Genomic DNA, 15,162 nt, shown 5'->3' with positions numbered 1-15,162 from the left:
ATCCGCGATCGATTCAACAGTTCGGGCGAAACGTGCAGCTTTCGCCCCCGTTCGGATCCGCTCCGTGCACCCACGTGGCTGCCGCGCGCACGGGAAAACCGATGGCGCCCGCCCGTAGTCTGGGTGGTATGACCGCAACGGGGGCAATCGTGGAAGAGGGCGCGCGGGGCGCGCCCTCCGGGCCGTGGTGGTGGGCTCGGCGGCGGAGCATGGTGCTCGATGTGGCGCTGGCTCTGGTGTCGGCTCTGGAGTGTCTGCTGGAGGGCGTCTCCTTCGCGCACGAGGTGGGGATGCCCGCCGTGCTCGGGGGCTCATAGGCGTGCCCGTGGGGGCCGCTCTGGTGGTGCGGCGGCGCTGGCCGGTCGCCGTGGTGCTGCTCTCCATAGCGACGACTCCGGCCGAGCTGGGTTTCCTGCTCGGCATCGTCGGTCTCTACTCGCTGGCGGCCTCCGAGGTGCCCCGGCGGATCATCGTGGTGCTGTCGGCGGCGTCGCTGCTGGGCACGCTGGTCGTGGCGGTGGCCCGGTTCCATCAGGACATGGCGCAGGACGGTTACCACCCTGGCTGGTGGTCGATGCTCGCGATCTCCGTGCTGCTGGCGCTGGGGCTGACCGCGCCTCCGGTGCTGATGGGGCTGTACGTGGGGGCGAGACGTCGGCTGGTGGAGAGTCTGCGGGAGCGGGCGGACGGTCTGGAGCGGGAGCTGTCGCTGCTGGCCGACCGGGCGGAGGAGCGGGCCGTGTGGGCCCGTAACGAGGAGCGGACCCGGATCGCCCGGGAGATGCACGACGTGGTGGCGCACCGGGTCTCGTTGATGGTGGTGCACGCTGCCGCGTTGCAGGCTGTGGCTCTGAAGGATCCGGAGAAGGCCTCGCGGAACGCGGGGCTGGTGGGTGACATGGGGCGGCAGGCGCTGACGGAGCTGCGGGAGATGCTGGGCGTGCTGCGGACGTCGCAGGACGGTGCGCCGGCTGCCGAGCGGCCGGGGGCGGCGGAGTCGCAGCGGCTGGCGGAGGTGGCGGTGGCCGCGTCGGCGCGGGTGCGGGCGGCGTCGGGTGCGGCGGCGAGCGTGCCGGGCGCCCCCGTGGTGGCCGTGGTGGACGGCGGGCCGACGCTGGAGGGGCTTGAGGACCTGGTGGGTCAGTCCCGGGAGGCGGGGATGGCCGTGGAGCTGTCGGTGGTGGGCGCGGAGCGTTCGTACGCGCCGGGTGTGGAGCGGACCGCTTACCGGGTGGTGCAGGAGGCGCTCACGAACGTCCACAAGCACGCTCCGGGTGCCAAGGCGGTCGTGCGGCTGGCGCACCGGGACGCGGAGGTGGCCCTGCAGGTGGAGAACGGGCCGTCGGACGGTGCGGGTACGGACGCGGGGTTGCCGAGTGGTGGCAATGGCCTGGTGGGCATGCGGGAGCGGGTGACGGCGCTGGGCGGGGTGTTTGTTTCGGGGCCGACGGACGCGGGGGGATTCCGGGTGTCGGCGGTCATTCCGGACGCGGCGGCGGCGTAGCGGGTTCCGGGGGCGGGGGTTTGCCCCGCCCCGGCCGGGGGGGGCCTCTATGTCCTTCGTCAAGGCTGGGTGGGTTATGCGGGGGTGGTTTCGGGGGTGCGTGGTTCGTAGAAGGTGCCGTCGCGGAGCATCGCGAAGAGCACGCTGATGCGGTGCCGGGCGAGGCGGAGGAGGGCTTGCGTATGAGTTTTCCCCCGGGCCCGGCATTTGTCGTAGTAGGTGCGGGAGGCGTGGTCGTGCAGGGCGGCGAACGCGGACAGGAACATGGCCCGTTTGAGCTGCCGGTTGCCGCTTCGGGGTGCGTGTTCGCCGTGGATCGAGGTCCCGGACGACTTGGTGGCCGGGGCGAGGCCGGCGTAGGAGGCGAGGTGGGCGGCGGTGGGGAAGCTGGTGCCGTCGCCGACGGTGACCAGCAGGACGGCTGCGGTCCTGACCGCGACCCCCGGCATCGAGGTCAGGACCGGGGAAAGAGGGTGAGCCTCCAGCAGGGTCTTGATCTGGGTTTCCAGGGCCCGGCGCTGTTCGTGCACGGCCGTGAGCGAGCGGGCCAGGGACGGGATGACCACGTCGAGCGTGCCGGTCCCCGGAACCACGACCGTCTGTTCGTCCAGGGCGTCGAAGATGTCATCGATCAGCCGGGCGGCCATGCGGGGAGCCTTGGGCCGGATCAGTTCCACGAGCCTGCGGCGTCCGGCTTTTCGCAGGGCGGCCGGGGATCCGTAGCGTTCCAGCAGCCACGTCACGGCCTGGTGGTCGAGACGTGGCCCCAGGACGCGTTCGAGGCTGGGGTGGAACTGGGTGAGCAGGCCGCGGATCCGGTTGGAGGTGCGGGTGGCCTCGGCGGCGAGGTCCTGGTCGAAGCCGGCCAGCACGGTCAGCTCGGCGGTGATCTCGTCGGTGAGTTCCAGCGAGCGCAGGGTGTGCGGCATGGTGCGGGCGGCGTCCGCGATGACCGCGGCGTCTTTCGCGTCGGTCTTCGCTTCGCCGGGGTAGAGGTCGGCGATCCGGCGCATGGCCAGTCCGGGCAGGTAGGCGACCTGGCAGCCCGCGTCGCGGGCGACGGTCAGCGGGAGGGCGCCGATGGATGCGGGCTGGTCCACCACGACGAGCACGGTGCCGAACTTGGCGGTCAGTTTGTCGAACACCGCCCGCAGCTTCGTCTCGCTGTTGGGCAGCGGCTTGTCGAAGACCTTCTTGCCGGCCGGGGTGAGTCCGTGGCCGTGGTGAGCGGTCTTGCCGACGTCCAGGCCGAGGAAGACGCCCACGTCTTCGGTGTCGAACATCGCACCCTTCCAGGAACGTTGCCGGTGCTGGCCTCGGCGTCGGTGTCGTACGCGCGCATCCACGTTATGCAGACCTGCCGCCCGCGAGCGGCCTGGCGTTGCACCAGGCCAGGCGGTAGTCGGACCTCTTATCAGCGTCTCCGACGGCACCTCCCGGGCCCGGTGACACCACCCCCCAGGTCATCCGTTCGACAGGGGGGAACAGTCATGCCGGACCCGGAGGCCAGCGGCCCTCTTGCAGGACCACGGAGAACATAACGGGGGCTCCCGCTAGAGCGGTCCGGCCGCCGACAGTCGTGATGGCCTGACGCCGGTCACGAGGGTTCCGATCGCGTGGTCGATGTCGGAACCGAGGTACCAGTCCCCGGTGTGGTCAAGGCTGTAGACGCGGCCGTGGGCGTCGATGGCGAGGAGGGCCTGGCCGTCGAGTTCCTGGCCGAGGGGGCAGACCTCGGTGCCGAGCGCGCGGCCGAGGTCGGCGACGGTGCGGGCGAGGTGGAGGCCGTGCAGGGGGTCGATGTGGAAGGGGGTGGGGGCGATGTGGCGGCCCGGTCCTGCCCCGGTGATGTGCAGTCCGCCGAATTCCGCCCAGGCCTCGACGGCGGCGGGGAAGACGGTGTGCCGGTGTCCGGCGGGGGAGACGTGGGCGCGCAGTGCGTCGGCCCAGTTCTCGGCGGCCTTGATGTCCCAGCGGCCCGGTTGCCAGCCCGATTCGCGGAGGGCGGCGTCGACGGCGACGGGGAAGCGGTCGGTGGCGGTGCGGTCGAATGCGCGCATGGTGGGGGGTCAGTTCCTGCCGTTGGTGGGGGCGGCGGGGTCGACGGCCCGTACGCCGAAGTGGGCCAGGAGTTCGGTGCAGGAGCGGCAGGGCGGGGCGTAGCCGCCGTGGCGGGGGTCGCCGTCCTCGCGGATGTGGCGGGCGGTCACCTTGGCTTGTTTGAGGGCGCGGCGTGCTTCGCCGTGGGTGAGGGGTTTGCGGGCGGCGCGTTTGCTGCGGCCGGCTTCGTGGGCGGTGAGGTAGCGGGTGAGGAGGACGGCTTCGGGGCAGCGGCCGGTGAAGCGTTCGCGGCGTTCGTGGGTGAGGGTGTCGAGGAAGTCCTGGACGAGGGGGTGGAGTCTGGGCGGTTGGTCGGATTTGGCCGCGGTGCAGGTGAGTGTTTCGCCGCGGACGGACAGGGCGGCGGCCACGGCGGGCAGGAAGCCGTCGCGGCGGTGGAGCAGGGCGGGCGGGCGCTCGGCGTCCTCGGTGGAGCTCCAGGTGAGCCGGGGGTCGCCTGGGGCGCTCGTGTCGGTGTGCCGTTCCTGAGTCGTGTGCATGGCGGTTCTTCCCTCCCGTGCAATCCCCCTGTTGCGGGGATCAGCCTGCCAAACGGGGCGGCGGGTGTGGAAGGCAGGTCGGGGTTGTACGGGTCTGGTGTGTCGAACGGTCACCGTGAGGTCACTAGTCGTCGCGTCCCGGTCGTCGGTGCACGGGGTTCGTACGCATTCGCATACGGGTGCGGCTTCGCGGGCGGGGTGCTTCTTGCGGCAGCGCATAGGCTGTCGGGCACGAGTGTTCCCGGCGTTCGCCGCATGGCCGGGGTGTTCAGCAGGCCCGCGGGGCTCTTCGGGGTCCGGTGGGGGAGACAGTTCAGCAGGGGGCTTCCGCCATGACGACAGGTCGGCTCGGGCAGCAGGCCGCGCCACCGAACGCGGCCTATGCCGGGCAGGTCGTGCACTTCCCGGATCCGGTGCGTCGCAGCCGTCACCCCAAGGGCGTGCGCGTCGACGACGACGGTTTGCCGGACTTCTCGCCGTATGCGCGGGCGGCCGCGGAGATCGCCGAGCCGCCGGAGGGTTTCGGCGTCGACGAGCTGCGGCTGACCGACTATGTGTCGGCCAACGCCGCGCAGCATGCCGACGGCCATGAGCTGTGGGCGAGTCTGTCGCCGGTGGTGACGCCGCACGGCTGGACGTGGCACCACGTCGCGGGGACGCGCCGGCTGGAGCTGGTTCCCGTGGAGGTCAAGGCGTTGCTGCGGCATCACGGTGGGCTGGCTTCGGCCGCCGTCGATCAGGAGAAGCGGGGGACGCGTCCGCTGCAGGAGACGCGTCCGGTGCATTTCGCGCTGCCGCAGCGGGATCTGGCGGTGACGGAGGAGCAGGTCCAGGGTGTCGAGGAGGATCTCGGCTACCGGCTGCCCGGTGCGTACCGGGCGTTCCTGAAGGCGGCGGGCGGCTGCGCGCCGGTGGGCGCCGCGCTCGACGCGGAGCTGGGTTTGCTGCTGGACCAGCCGTTCTTCACGGTTCGTGACGAGGCGGCGGTCAACGACCTCGTGTACGTCAACAAGTGTCTGCGTGACCACTTCACCAAGGACTATCTGGGCGTCGCCTTCGTGCAGGGCGGTGTGCTGGCGGTGAAGGTCCGGGGCGAGGCGACCGGTTCGGTGTGGTTCTGCCCGTACGACGACGCGCGCGACCGTGACGGCTGGACGGTGCGGGACAGGGTGGAGCGGTTGCTGCTGCCCTGCGGCGAGGACTTCGACGTGTTCCTGTCGCGGCTGGCGGGTGGTCCGCCGGAGCTGGAGACGGTGGCGAACCTGATGGTGGACGGTGGCTTCGCGCACGCCGTCCCGGTGGAGGGACGATCGGCGCAATGGTGACGTTCGCGCAGGCGCAGGAGCGCGCGGAGCGCTGGGTCAACGGCGATGTGCCGGCCTATCTCCAGCGGGAGGTGCAGGTCCGGGAGTTCGATCTGGGCTTCGTCTGCTGGGCGGAGGACCGTGAGGACGGCCCTCGGGGCGACGGCGGCCGGGTGCGGCTGGTCATCGCGCGGGACAGCGGTGAGACGACGTTGTGGCCCGCGCTGCCGGTGGGCGAGGTGATCCGGCGGTACGAGGAGGAGTACGGGACGGTGGAGGAGCAGCCCGCGGCGGGGTCGGGTGACGCCGCGCCGCGGCGGCTCGACCTGGAGGCGACGTCGTTCCTGCTGAGTCCGCCGCAGTGGCTGCAGGACGCGGCGGACGCGATGGGGATTCCGGACCGGAGGTCGGGGTCGGGGTCGTCGTCGCAGGTGTCGGTGCCCGCGCAGCCGGAGGCTGAGCCGGAGGTCAAGCCCGAGCCTGTGACTGACGCGCCTGAGCCTGTGGCCGCGCCTTCGTCCGTGCCCGGTCCCGGGCTGGTCAAGGCGCCGGCTTCCGCGGAGGACGCTGCGGCGGCGCCGGGTGCGGCCGAGCCGTGGGCGGGGGCGGACGTCCGGCCGGACGACGATGACGACGACCTGTCCGTCGGCCTGCCCGCCACGGTCCTGGCTCCCGCCCTTTCGGGCTCGGACCTCGACGACACCCCGCCGCCGAGCACGCGCCCGGAGGCCAAGACCGAGCTCCTGCCGCAGGGCAGCGCCCTGCCGCGCACGGCGATCGCCCCGGCGATCGACGGCCTGGACGCGCCGGGTGCGCAGGCGCCCGGTGTCCCGGGTGCGCCCGCCGCGCCGGGTGTCCCGGGTCAGCCTGGCGTGCCGGGCGCGCAGGCGTCCGGTGCCCCCGGTCAGCCCGGCGTGCCGCCGGTTCCGGGTGCCGCGCCGGGGATGCCGCCGGTTCCGGGCATGCCGGGTCAGCCCGCCGTGCCGCCGGTTCCGGGTGCCCCGGCGCAGCCGGGGATGCCGTCGGCTTCCGCCGCCGGTCAGCCCGGTGCGCCGCAGGCCCCGGCCCAGTCCGGCCGGCCGGGTGTCCCGCCCGTCCCGGCGCCGGGTGTTCCGGCTGCCCCGGGTCAGGCCCCGGGCGCGCCGGTTCCGGGTGCTCCGGGCGTCCCCGCCCCCGCCGGTGCCCCCGGCCAGCCCGGCATGCCACCGGTCCCTGGTGCCCCCGGCGCCGACCCCGCCGCCACCCCCCAAACCCCCGGCCGCGACGCCCACGCCGCCGCCACGATGCTGGCGAGCCCCGGCGGTCCCGTGCCCCCCGCCCCGCCCGGCGCGCCCGGCGCCCCCGCGCAGCCCGGGACCCCGCAGGGGCCGGGCGGGGTCGCCCACGCGGCGACCATGCTGGCGAGCCCGGGCGGGCCCGGTATGCCGGGAGCCCCTGGTGCTCCCGGCGCCCCCGCCGCGCCGCCGCAGCCGCCCGGCGGTGGTGTGCACGCGGCGGCGACGATGCTCGCCGGCCCCGGCACCCCCGGCCTCCCCGGCACGCCGCCCCAGGCGCCCGGCACGCCGCCCCAGGCGCCCGGCGCGCCGCAGCCGCCGCAGGCCCCCGGCGCCGCCCCCGCCTACGGCTACCCGCAGGCCGCCCCCGCGCCCACCGGGCTGCCCACCGTCGGGCCCGGCTACATGGCCGTGCTCCGTTACCGTGCGCAGGACGGGTCCGAGCAGCAGATCATCCGGCGCAGTGCGCCGGGCACGCCGCATCCGGAGTGGCAGATCCTGCATGAGCTGCGGGCGATGAACGTGCCGCCGCAGCAGGTGCTGGAGCTGCACACGGAGCTGGAGTCCTGTGATCTGCCGGGCGGGTACTGCGCGCGGATGGTCCGGGAGACGTGGCCGCAGGTGCGGATCAGTCACACCGCGCCGTACGGGCGTGACCACGCGACCCGTCAGCAGGGCATGCGTCATCTCGTGGCGCACCAGGGTGAGCTGCATCAGGTGGCGGACGGTCCGGCGCGGCCCGCGCCGAATCCGGTGCCGGCCCCGCATCCGGGCCGGGTCCAGCCGGCGCCGCCGGTCGGGCCGGACGTGATCGGGCGGGAGCTGGCGGAGGCGTTCGGTCCGCAGGGTGTGTTCCGGTTCGACCAGCGGGCCGTGTCGCGGCAGGGCGTGCCGGAGGTCGTCGCGCAGACGCTGGTCTGGGCGGGGCTGCCGGTGGACTTCGGGCCGTTCTTCTGGGCGCAGGCGCAGCCGGGCCGGCCCGTGCCGACGCTGGCGGAGCTCGCCGCCGAGCGTGGGGTGCGACCGGCGGCGGACGCGGGTTCGTACCTGGTGATGGGCGGGGACTACGGCCGTCAGCTGTGTGTGCAGTACGGTACGGCGCACATCGTGGCGGTGCCCCTCGAGGCGGGGCCGGACGGCCAGCCCGTGCCGCCGCAGTTCGTCAACACGAGCCTTCCCCAGTTCGTTCGCTCTTTGGCGCTGCTCGGGAAGATGTGGCGGTGGCGTTACGGGTTGACGCCGGAGCAGGCCGGGCGCTGGACCGTGGACTTTCAGGAGCAGCTGGCCGCGTTGGACCCGGCCGCTCTTGCCACGCCGGAGAACTGGTGGGCCGTGCTGCTGGAGCAGATGTGGGACGGTCTCTTCTAGCGGCCGGTCCAGCGGTCGGTGAGGCGTGCCCGGACGGCGTGGTGCGCCCGGTCCCCGGTTCGGGGCCGGGCGCCGGGCGTCGTGGAGTGCGGAGTGTCGCGTCATGGGCGCTCCGGTTGTCCGGGAATGATGGACGCCGACCTGTCGCATACCGGATTTCCGGATATAAGGGGCTACAAGGATGAGTTCACCGGTGTCTCCTGACGGTTTCGCTGTCGTACGAGGCCGTGGTTACCGGCCCGAGCAGGTCGACCGCGCGGTGGCGGAGTGCGCTCGCCAGCGGGATTCCGCCTGGGAGCGGGCGGCTCGGCTGACGGTCCTGGCGCGTGAGATGGAGGACGAGGTGCGGCGCCTCGCCCAGGTCGTCGCGAAGCTTCCGCCGCAGACGTACGAGACGCTCGGTCCGCGTGCGCAGGGTCTGGTGACGACGGCGGAGCTGGAGGCGGCGGGGCTGCGGGAGCGTTCCGAGGCCGAGGCGCTGGGTCTTCAGGAGGCGGCGGAGTCCCACGCGCGTTCGGTGCGGGATTCGGCGCACGAGTACGCGGTGGCGGTGCGCGCGGAGGCGGAGGAGTGGGCGCGGCAGGCGCAGCTCGCCGCGCAGACGGTCGCGGACGATCTGCGGTCCACGGTGCGTCAGGAGACGACGCAGCGGCGTGAGGAGTCGCTGGCGGCGCTGAAGGAGATGAAGCAGCGCAGCGCTCACATCCTGGCGGAGCAGGAGAAGGAACACGCCGAGCGGTGGGACGCGGCGGGGCGGGAGATCGCCGAGCGGGAGGCGGCGATGGACGCCCGGGTGGCGGCGCTGGAGGAGTACGCGCGGACGGCGCTGGGTGACGCGCGGCGCCGGTACGCGGACACGGAGGAGGCCGCGCGGCACGGCCAGGAGGACGCGGAGGCGCAGGCGGCGGCGGTGATCGCGCAGGCGCGGGTGCGTGAGGAGCGCATCGCGCGGGACACCGAGCGGGTGCTGCGGGAGCACGAGGAGCGGCGTGAGGAGCTCAAGTCGCACATGGCGCACGTCCGGCACAGTCTGGCGGCCCTGACGGGCAAGCCGGTGGCCGAGGACGTGGGTGCGAACGAGTAGTGAGTGGCGGACGGCCCCGCTCCCCGTGAGGGGGGCGGGGCCGTTGTGCGTGTGCTCGCGCTACTGCTTCTTGGCGGGGGTCGCCGAGGGCGTGGCCGGGGTGGTGGCCGGTGCCGGGGTCGGCGTCGCCGTCGCGGTGGCCGTGACGGTCAGCTCCAGGTCGAGGATCGCGCCGTCGGTCGTGGTCAGGTGCAGGATGTACGTTCCGGCGTGCTCGTCCGTGAACAGCATCGGCAGGGTGACGTAGCCGTTCTCGTCCGTCTTGACGAGGGTGACCCGGCGCTGCGGTGTGTCGCCGCCGTCCAGGAAGTACGGGCCGGTGGTGGCGGGGGTCTTCTTGTCGCTCTGCAGGATGGTGGCGGTGACCATCGCGCCGGCGGCGGCCTTGCCCTTGTCCTTGTCGATGGCCTTGAGCGTCACCTGCTCCTTGAAGGAGCTCTTCGGAGCGGCCGTCAGGTCGTCCTTGCCGTCGCGCTCCAGAGCGGTGGCACGCGGGGCGGGTACGGCCTTGACGGTGCCGGCGAAGTCGGTGGTGATCTTCGCGCCGCCCTTGCCGTCGACCGTGGCGCGCACGGTGAAGTCGCCGGCGATCCTGCCCGCGGTGAGCTTCGGGGCGACGGCCTTGCCGTCCTTGTCGACGGTGACGGTGGCGGTGCGGCTCTTGTCCTCGAAGCGGGCTTCGGTCCTCAGGCCGACGATCTCGAACGTGACGCGGGTGCCCGCCGGGGCGGCCTTCCCGTCGGCGGTCAGGGCGCGGACGGCCGGCTGGTCGGCGAAGGTCTCGCCCGCCGTGGCCGTCAGCTGCTCGTCGCCGACGCGGTCGAGGCGGGAGACGGCGGGCGGCTTGGGCGGGGTGGGCTTGTCGCCGCCACCACCGGGCTTGTCCGGGTTGTCGGGCTTGCTCGGGTTATCCGGCTTGGGCTTGGGCTTGTCCGGGGTCGTGGGCGTCGACGGCGTGCCCGGCCGGCTGGGCTTGGTGCCGTTCGTACCGCCGTTGCCACTGCCGCCGTTGTTGCCGTTCGAGGGCAGCGGCGTGGGCTTCGGGCCGCTCCACGGCGGGGTGGACGTCCCGGTGCCGGTGCCGGTGTCGGGTGTGGCGCCGACCTGGCCGCTCTGGTACGTCCGCATCCACGCGAGCACGGCGTTCACGTATTCGCGGGAGTTGTTGTAGCTGAGGATGGCCCGGTCGAGGTCGGCGGGGTCGCGCAGGTCCTTGTTCCCGGCGCAGAGGTAGCGGGCGGTGCCCGCGGCCGCGTCGAAGATGTTGTTGGGGTCGGCCTTGCCGTCGCCGTTGCCGTCGACGCCGTAGCTCTCCCAGGTGGAGGGGATGAACTGGGTCGGCCCCACGGCACGGTCGTACTGGGCGTCGCCGTCCCAGCGGCCGCCGTCGGTGTCCTTGATCTCCGCGAACTGGCCGCCCGTCAGCCGGGGCCCCAGGATCTGTCTCTCCGTCGTGCCGTCCGAGCGCAGCCCGTAGGAGGCGGCGTGCTCGGACTCCACCTTTCCGATGCCGGCGACGAGCTGCCAGGGGATGTGGCAGCCCGGGTAGCGCTCGGCGGCGAGCTTCTCGGCGTTCTTGTAGGCGGCGAGGGCGGTCACCGGGATGCCCGTGCTGCCGTCGGGGGTGTCACCGCGGCCGGCGGGGGAGCCGGGCTTGCCGGAGGCGCCGGGGCGCGGGACGAGGTCGGGGAGGGTGAGGTTGGGGACGCCGTGCGGCTTCCGCTGCGGATTGTCGGGCCCGGGGGACGGGTCGCCGCCGAACGCGCCGCTGGCGGGGCTGGCGCCCACCGCGGCGGTCGTGAGGCTGGCGACGAGCAGAGCAGTGCACAGTCCCTGGCGGGAGACGCTCGCAGCGCGGGTACGAAGTATCTTCACGGAGGCTGCTTCCTCGGGAGACCGGCGGCCGTGTGAAGGGGGTCGCCCGTCTCCCCCCTCGGCCATAGACCCGAACACTAATTCCCAGTGGCCGCAGTTGTCTTGTCCGGGGACTGGCTTCACAGATTCTTCGCCGGGCCTTCCTCCGCAAGTGACCTTCCGGAGTGGACAGTTCCGCCTCGGTGCGTAGCGGATCTCCGGCTTCCGTCAGGGTCGGCCCTGCGAACCCCTAGGGGTATCGCCGTACGTTCTCCTCCCTCCGGTTCGTACCGCAGGAGGAGGAGCGGGGCCCGGCCGGTGCCTAGATTTCTAGGGGCGGCCGCAGTGCCGGGGTGGGGTTGTCCCCACCACCGAGAGGCGTATTGGCACCATCGCCCGCCGCCACCGTCATTCAGCACCCTTGAACCCGTTACACCACCCCGCATCCGGGGCCCTCGCATGAGCTCATAGGAGAACCGCACCGTGACAACCGCTGTATCCATTCCCAAGGCCGGGGACACCGGAGGTCGAGCGGCCGTCGCGGCGAGGGCCCGGCAGGTCGTCAAGGCGTACGGGTCCGGGGAGACCCGGGTCGTCGCCCTCGACCACGTGGACGTGGACATCGCCCGTGGCCAGTTCACGGCCATCATGGGCCCGTCGGGTTCCGGCAAGTCCACGCTGATGCACTGCCTGGCCGGCCTCGACACGGTGTCGTCGGGACAGATATTCATCGACGACTCCGAGATCACGGGCCTGAAGGACAAGCACCTGACGCGGCTGCGCCGGGACCGGATCGGCTTCATCTTCCAGGCGTTCAACCTGCTGCCGACGCTCAACGCCATCGAGAACATCACGCTTCCCATGGACATCGCCGGCCGCAAGCCCGACCAGCAGTGGCTGGACCGGGTCGTGGAGACCGTGGGCCTGTCCGGGCGGCTCAAGCACCGCCCGAACCAGCTCTCCGGTGGTCAGCAGCAGCGCGTCGCCGTGGCCCGCGCCCTCGCCGCCCGGCCGGAGATCATCTTCGGTGACGAGCCCACCGGCAACCTCGACTCCCGCGCCGGCGCCGAGGTCCTCGGCTTCCTCCGCCGCTCCGTGGACGAACTGGGGCAGACCATCGTCATGGTGACGCACGACGCCGTCGCCGCCTCCTACGCGGACCGCGTCCTCTACCTCGCGGACGGCCGCATCGTCGACGAGATGTACTCCCCGACGGCCGAGGCCGTCTTCGAGCGCATGAAGAACTTCGACGCCCGCGGGCGGGTGTCGTGACCGTCCTCAAGACCTCCCTGCGCAACGTTCTCGCGCACAAGGGACGCATGGCGCTCTCCGCCGTCGCCGTCCTGCTGTCGGTGGCGTTCGTGTGCGGCACGCTCGTCTTCACCGACACCATGAACGCCACGTTCGACAAGCTCTTCGCCTCCACCGCCGCCGACGTCAGCGTCTCCCCGAAGAAGGACGACGACGCGCAGGAGACCGGCCGGCCGGAGACCGTCCCCGCGTCCCTGGCGTCCCGCCTCACCGAGGTGACCGGTGTCGCCAAGGTCGAGCCGCACGCCACCAGCCGGCAGATCACCGCGGCCGACGCGAAGAACAAGAGCATCAGCCCCGAGTCCGGCGCCCCCACCGTCGGCACCAACTGGGACGAGAGCCAGAAGAAGTCCGTCGACATCACCAGCGGCCACGAGCCGCACGGCCCCGGCGAGACCGTCCTGGACGCCGACACGGCCGCCAAGCACGGCCTGAAGCCGGGCGACAGGGTCCGCGTGATGGCGGCTCCGGGCGACTTCTCCGTGACGATCGTCGGCATCGCCACGTACAAGACGACCAACCCGGGCGCGGCCGTCCTCTACTTCGACACCCCCACCGCCCAGGCGCGGCTGCTCGGCGGCGACAGCGCCTACAGCGGCTACGGGCTGACCGCCGCCCCCGGCGTCAGCGACGAGCAGCTGAAGCGGAACGTCACCGCCGCCCTCGGCAAGGACGGCGCGGACTACGCGATCCGCACCGCCGCCGAGAGCAAGGCGGAGAACAAGAAGGACATCGGCTCCGTCCTCGACGTCATGAAGTACGCGCTGCTGGGCTTCGCCGGCATCGCCGTCCTCGTGGGCGTCTTCCTCATCGTCAACACCTTCTCCATGCTCGTCGCCCAGCGCACCCGCGAGATCGGCCTGATGCGGGCCATCGGCTCCAGCCGCTCGCAGGTCCTGCGGTCCGTGCTGGTGGAAGCGGTCCTCCTGGGCGTCGTCGGCTCGGTGCTCGGCATCGGCGGCGGCATCGCCCTGGCCGTGGGGCTGATGGAGCTCATGGGCTCCACCGGCATGAACCTCGACACCTCCGAGCTCACCGTCAAGGCCACCACGCCCGTCGTGGGCCTGGTCCTCGGCGTCGTCGTCACCGTGCTGGCCGCCTTCCTGCCCGCCCGGCGGGCCGGGAAGATCTCCCCGATCGCCGCCCTGCGCGACGCGGGCACCCCCGCCGACGGCAAGGCCGGCAAGGTCCGGGCCGTCGTGGGACTCGTCGTCTCGGCCGCCGGCGGCGCCGCGCTGCTGGCCGCCGCGAACGCGGACACGCCCTCGGCCGGTTCGGGCCTGCTGGGGCTGGGCGTCCTGCTCACCCTCGTCGGCCTCGTGGTCGTCGGCCCGCTGCTGGCCGGCTTCGTGGTCCGCGTGCTGAGCGCCGTCGTCCTGCGGGCCTTCGGCCCCGTCGGCCGGCTCGCCGAACGCAACGCCCTGCGCAACCCGCGCCGCACGGGCGCCACCGCCTCCGCCCTGATGATCGGGCTCGCGCTGGTCGCCGCCCTGTCGGTGGTCGGCTCCTCCATGGTCGCCTCGGCCACGGACCAGCTCGACAAGTCCGTCGGCGCGGACTTCATCGTCCAGAGCGACAACGGGCCGCTGACCCCGGCCCAGAGCAAGGCCGTCCGCCGGGCCTCCGGCATCGCCCACTTCACGACCATCACCACGGTCAAGGCCCGGCTCGCCCTCCCCGACGGCACGTCCGTCACCCAAGGTTTGAACGCCTCCGAGCCCACCTACGGTGACGACCTCCGCACGGAGACCGTCCAGGGCACCTTCGCGGACGCCTGGGGCAAGGACGCCATGACCGTCCCCGAGGGCTTCGCCAAGGACCACGGGATCAAGCTCGGCGACCGGCTGACCGTCACGATGACCGGCGCCCGCGAGGCCCGCCTCCAGGTCAAGGCCATCACCTCCGACGACACCAGCATCAACAAGGGCGGCATGTTCATCGGCCTCGACACCGCCCGGCAGTACCTGCCGGCGGACAAGATGCCGCTCGACATGCTCATCCTCGCCAAGGCCACGGACGGCCACGCGAAGGACGCGGCCGCCTCCCTCAAGGCCGCCGTCGCCGACTACCCGCAGGTCAAGGTCCGCGACCAGGCCGACTACAAGAAGCTCATCCAGGACCAGGTCGGCCAGCTCCTCAACATGATCTACGGCCTGCTGGCCCTCGCGATCATCGTCGCCGTCCTGGGCGTCGTGAACACCCTCGCCCTGTCGGTCGTCGAACGCACCCGCGAGATCGGCCTGCTGCGCGCCATCGGCCTCTCCCGCCGCCAGCTGCGCCGCATGATCCGCCTCGAGTCGGTCGTCATCGCCCTCTTCGGCGCCCTGCTCGGCCTGGGCCTGGGCATGGCCTGGGGCACCACCTCCCAGAGCCTCCTGGCCACGCAGGGCCTGGGCGTGCTGGACATCCCCTGGCCGACGATCATCACGGTCTTCCTCGGCTCGGCGGTCGTGGGCCTGCTCTCCGCGCTCATCCCGGCGTTCCGGGCGGGGCGGATGAACGTCCTCAAGGCGATCGCGACGGATTAGCCCGGCTGCCACCCGCAGGGGAACGACGGCCCGGACGCGCCACGGGGGTGCGAGTCCGGGCCGTTCGCCGTTCCGGCGGCGTCCCGGGGGCGGTTCGGCACCGCCGGACGCCTTGGCGGTGGCCGGGCGCCGTCGCGGCGGGACCGGGGCCTCCCCCGCCGCGACGGCGCCCAGCCACCCGCAACGTGCCCGGCGGTGCCGAACCGCCCCCGGGGACGCCCGCCCCGCCCCAAGGGACACCCGGCACCTGTCGGTGCCCCGTCGTAGGCTGGAAGCCCCGGCACAGGCCCCACCCAGCCCGCGTCGGGCTAGTCGCGTTGTCCACCCCCGGGACG

9 protein-coding genes and 1 pseudogene are annotated in these 15,162 nt (G+C 72.9%); 6 read left to right on the top strand and 4 right to left on the bottom strand.

Annotation, left to right across the window (positions count from 1 at the left end; genetic code table 11):
- Positions 1-128 precede the first annotated feature (128 nt).
- Positions 129-1,504, top strand: a pseudogene (locus EKH77_RS12740) (sensor histidine kinase).
- A gap of 74 nt (positions 1,505-1,578) precedes the next feature.
- Here the strand turns inward: EKH77_RS12740 and EKH77_RS12735 are convergent.
- The 3 genes from EKH77_RS12735 to EKH77_RS12725 form a co-directional block, all read right to left on the bottom strand.
- The gene (locus EKH77_RS12735; protein WP_126914512.1) at positions 1,579-2,787 is read right to left on the bottom strand and encodes an IS110 family transposase; all 1,209 of its coding nucleotides are present in this window, start codon (positions 2,785-2,787) and stop codon (positions 1,579-1,581) included.
- A 270-nt stretch (positions 2,788-3,057) separates the two neighbouring features.
- Complete coding sequence (locus EKH77_RS12730) at positions 3,058-3,564, bottom strand: SUKH-3 domain-containing protein (RefSeq protein WP_126914511.1); 507 nt, start codon at positions 3,562-3,564, stop codon at positions 3,058-3,060.
- 9 nt (positions 3,565-3,573) lie between these two features.
- Positions 3,574-4,104: a YwqJ-related putative deaminase gene (locus EKH77_RS12725; protein WP_126914510.1), complete on the bottom strand. Its 531-nt coding sequence runs from the start codon at positions 4,102-4,104 to the stop codon at positions 3,574-3,576.
- A gap of 332 nt (positions 4,105-4,436) precedes the next feature.
- Between EKH77_RS12725 and EKH77_RS12720 the strand changes: the two genes are divergently transcribed.
- The 3 genes from EKH77_RS12720 to EKH77_RS12710 all read left to right on the top strand — a co-directional run bounded on the left by EKH77_RS12720 (position 4,437) and on the right by EKH77_RS12710 (position 9,134).
- Positions 4,437-5,429, top strand: a complete 993-nt coding sequence (locus EKH77_RS12720) for an SMI1/KNR4 family protein (protein WP_126914509.1) — start codon at positions 4,437-4,439, stop codon at positions 5,427-5,429.
- On the top strand, positions 5,423-8,050 hold the full coding sequence (locus EKH77_RS12715; protein ID WP_126914508.1) for an SUKH-4 family immunity protein: 2,628 nt from the start codon (positions 5,423-5,425) through the stop codon (positions 8,048-8,050). The genes EKH77_RS12720 and EKH77_RS12715 overlap by 7 nt, the downstream gene beginning before the upstream one ends.
- 193 nt (positions 8,051-8,243) lie before the next feature.
- Positions 8,244-9,134 carry a cellulose-binding protein gene (locus EKH77_RS12710; RefSeq protein ID WP_126914507.1) on the top strand — a complete coding sequence of 297 codons (891 nt, stop codon included), beginning with the start codon at positions 8,244-8,246 and terminating at the stop codon, positions 9,132-9,134.
- 60 nt (positions 9,135-9,194) lie between these two features.
- On the opposite strand, the gene EKH77_RS12705 is transcribed toward EKH77_RS12710, so the two are convergent.
- On the bottom strand, positions 9,195-11,009 hold the full coding sequence (locus tag EKH77_RS12705; protein ID WP_240667335.1) for a lytic transglycosylase domain-containing protein: 1,815 nt from the start codon (positions 11,007-11,009) through the stop codon (positions 9,195-9,197).
- Between the two features lie 462 nt (positions 11,010-11,471).
- Here EKH77_RS12705 and EKH77_RS12700 point away from each other — a divergent pair, with 462 nt between their 5' ends.
- Both EKH77_RS12700 and EKH77_RS12695 read left to right on the top strand, forming a co-directional pair.
- A complete protein-coding gene (locus tag EKH77_RS12700) occupies positions 11,472-12,260 on the top strand; it encodes an ABC transporter ATP-binding protein (RefSeq protein WP_126914505.1) in 789 nt (262 codons plus the stop codon).
- Positions 12,257-14,827: an ABC transporter permease gene (locus EKH77_RS12695; RefSeq protein WP_126914504.1), complete on the top strand. Its 2,571-nt coding sequence runs from the start codon at positions 12,257-12,259 to the stop codon at positions 14,825-14,827. Before EKH77_RS12700 ends, EKH77_RS12695 begins: the two co-directional genes overlap by 4 nt.
- The last annotated feature ends 335 nt before the right edge of the window (positions 14,828-15,162 follow it).

The sequence above is a fragment of the Streptomyces luteoverticillatus genome (assembly GCF_003970715.1).
GTDB classification, from domain to species: domain Bacteria; phylum Actinomycetota; class Actinomycetes; order Streptomycetales; family Streptomycetaceae; genus Streptomyces; species Streptomyces abikoensis.
Note: the sequence above shows the minus strand (reverse complement) of the source record. Positions and strands in the feature narration are given on the sequence as shown.

Bases quoted from the DNA above. Each gene is read 5' to 3' on its own strand.
- EKH77_RS12715 (WP_126914508.1), top strand. From the start codon at position 5,423: ATGGTGACGTTCGCGCAGGCGCAGGAGCGCGCGGAGCGCTGGGTCAAC.
- EKH77_RS12720 (WP_126914509.1), top strand. From the start codon at position 4,437: ATGACGACAGGTCGGCTCGGGCAGCAGGCCGCGCCACCGAACGCGGCC.
- EKH77_RS12735 (WP_126914512.1), bottom strand. From the start codon at position 2,787: ATGTTCGACACCGAAGACGTGGGCGTCTTCCTCGGCCTGGACGTCGGC.
- EKH77_RS12730 (WP_126914511.1), bottom strand. From the start codon at position 3,564: ATGCGCGCATTCGACCGCACCGCCACCGACCGCTTCCCCGTCGCCGTC.
- EKH77_RS12725 (WP_126914510.1), bottom strand. From the start codon at position 4,104: ATGCACACGACTCAGGAACGGCACACCGACACGAGCGCCCCAGGCGAC.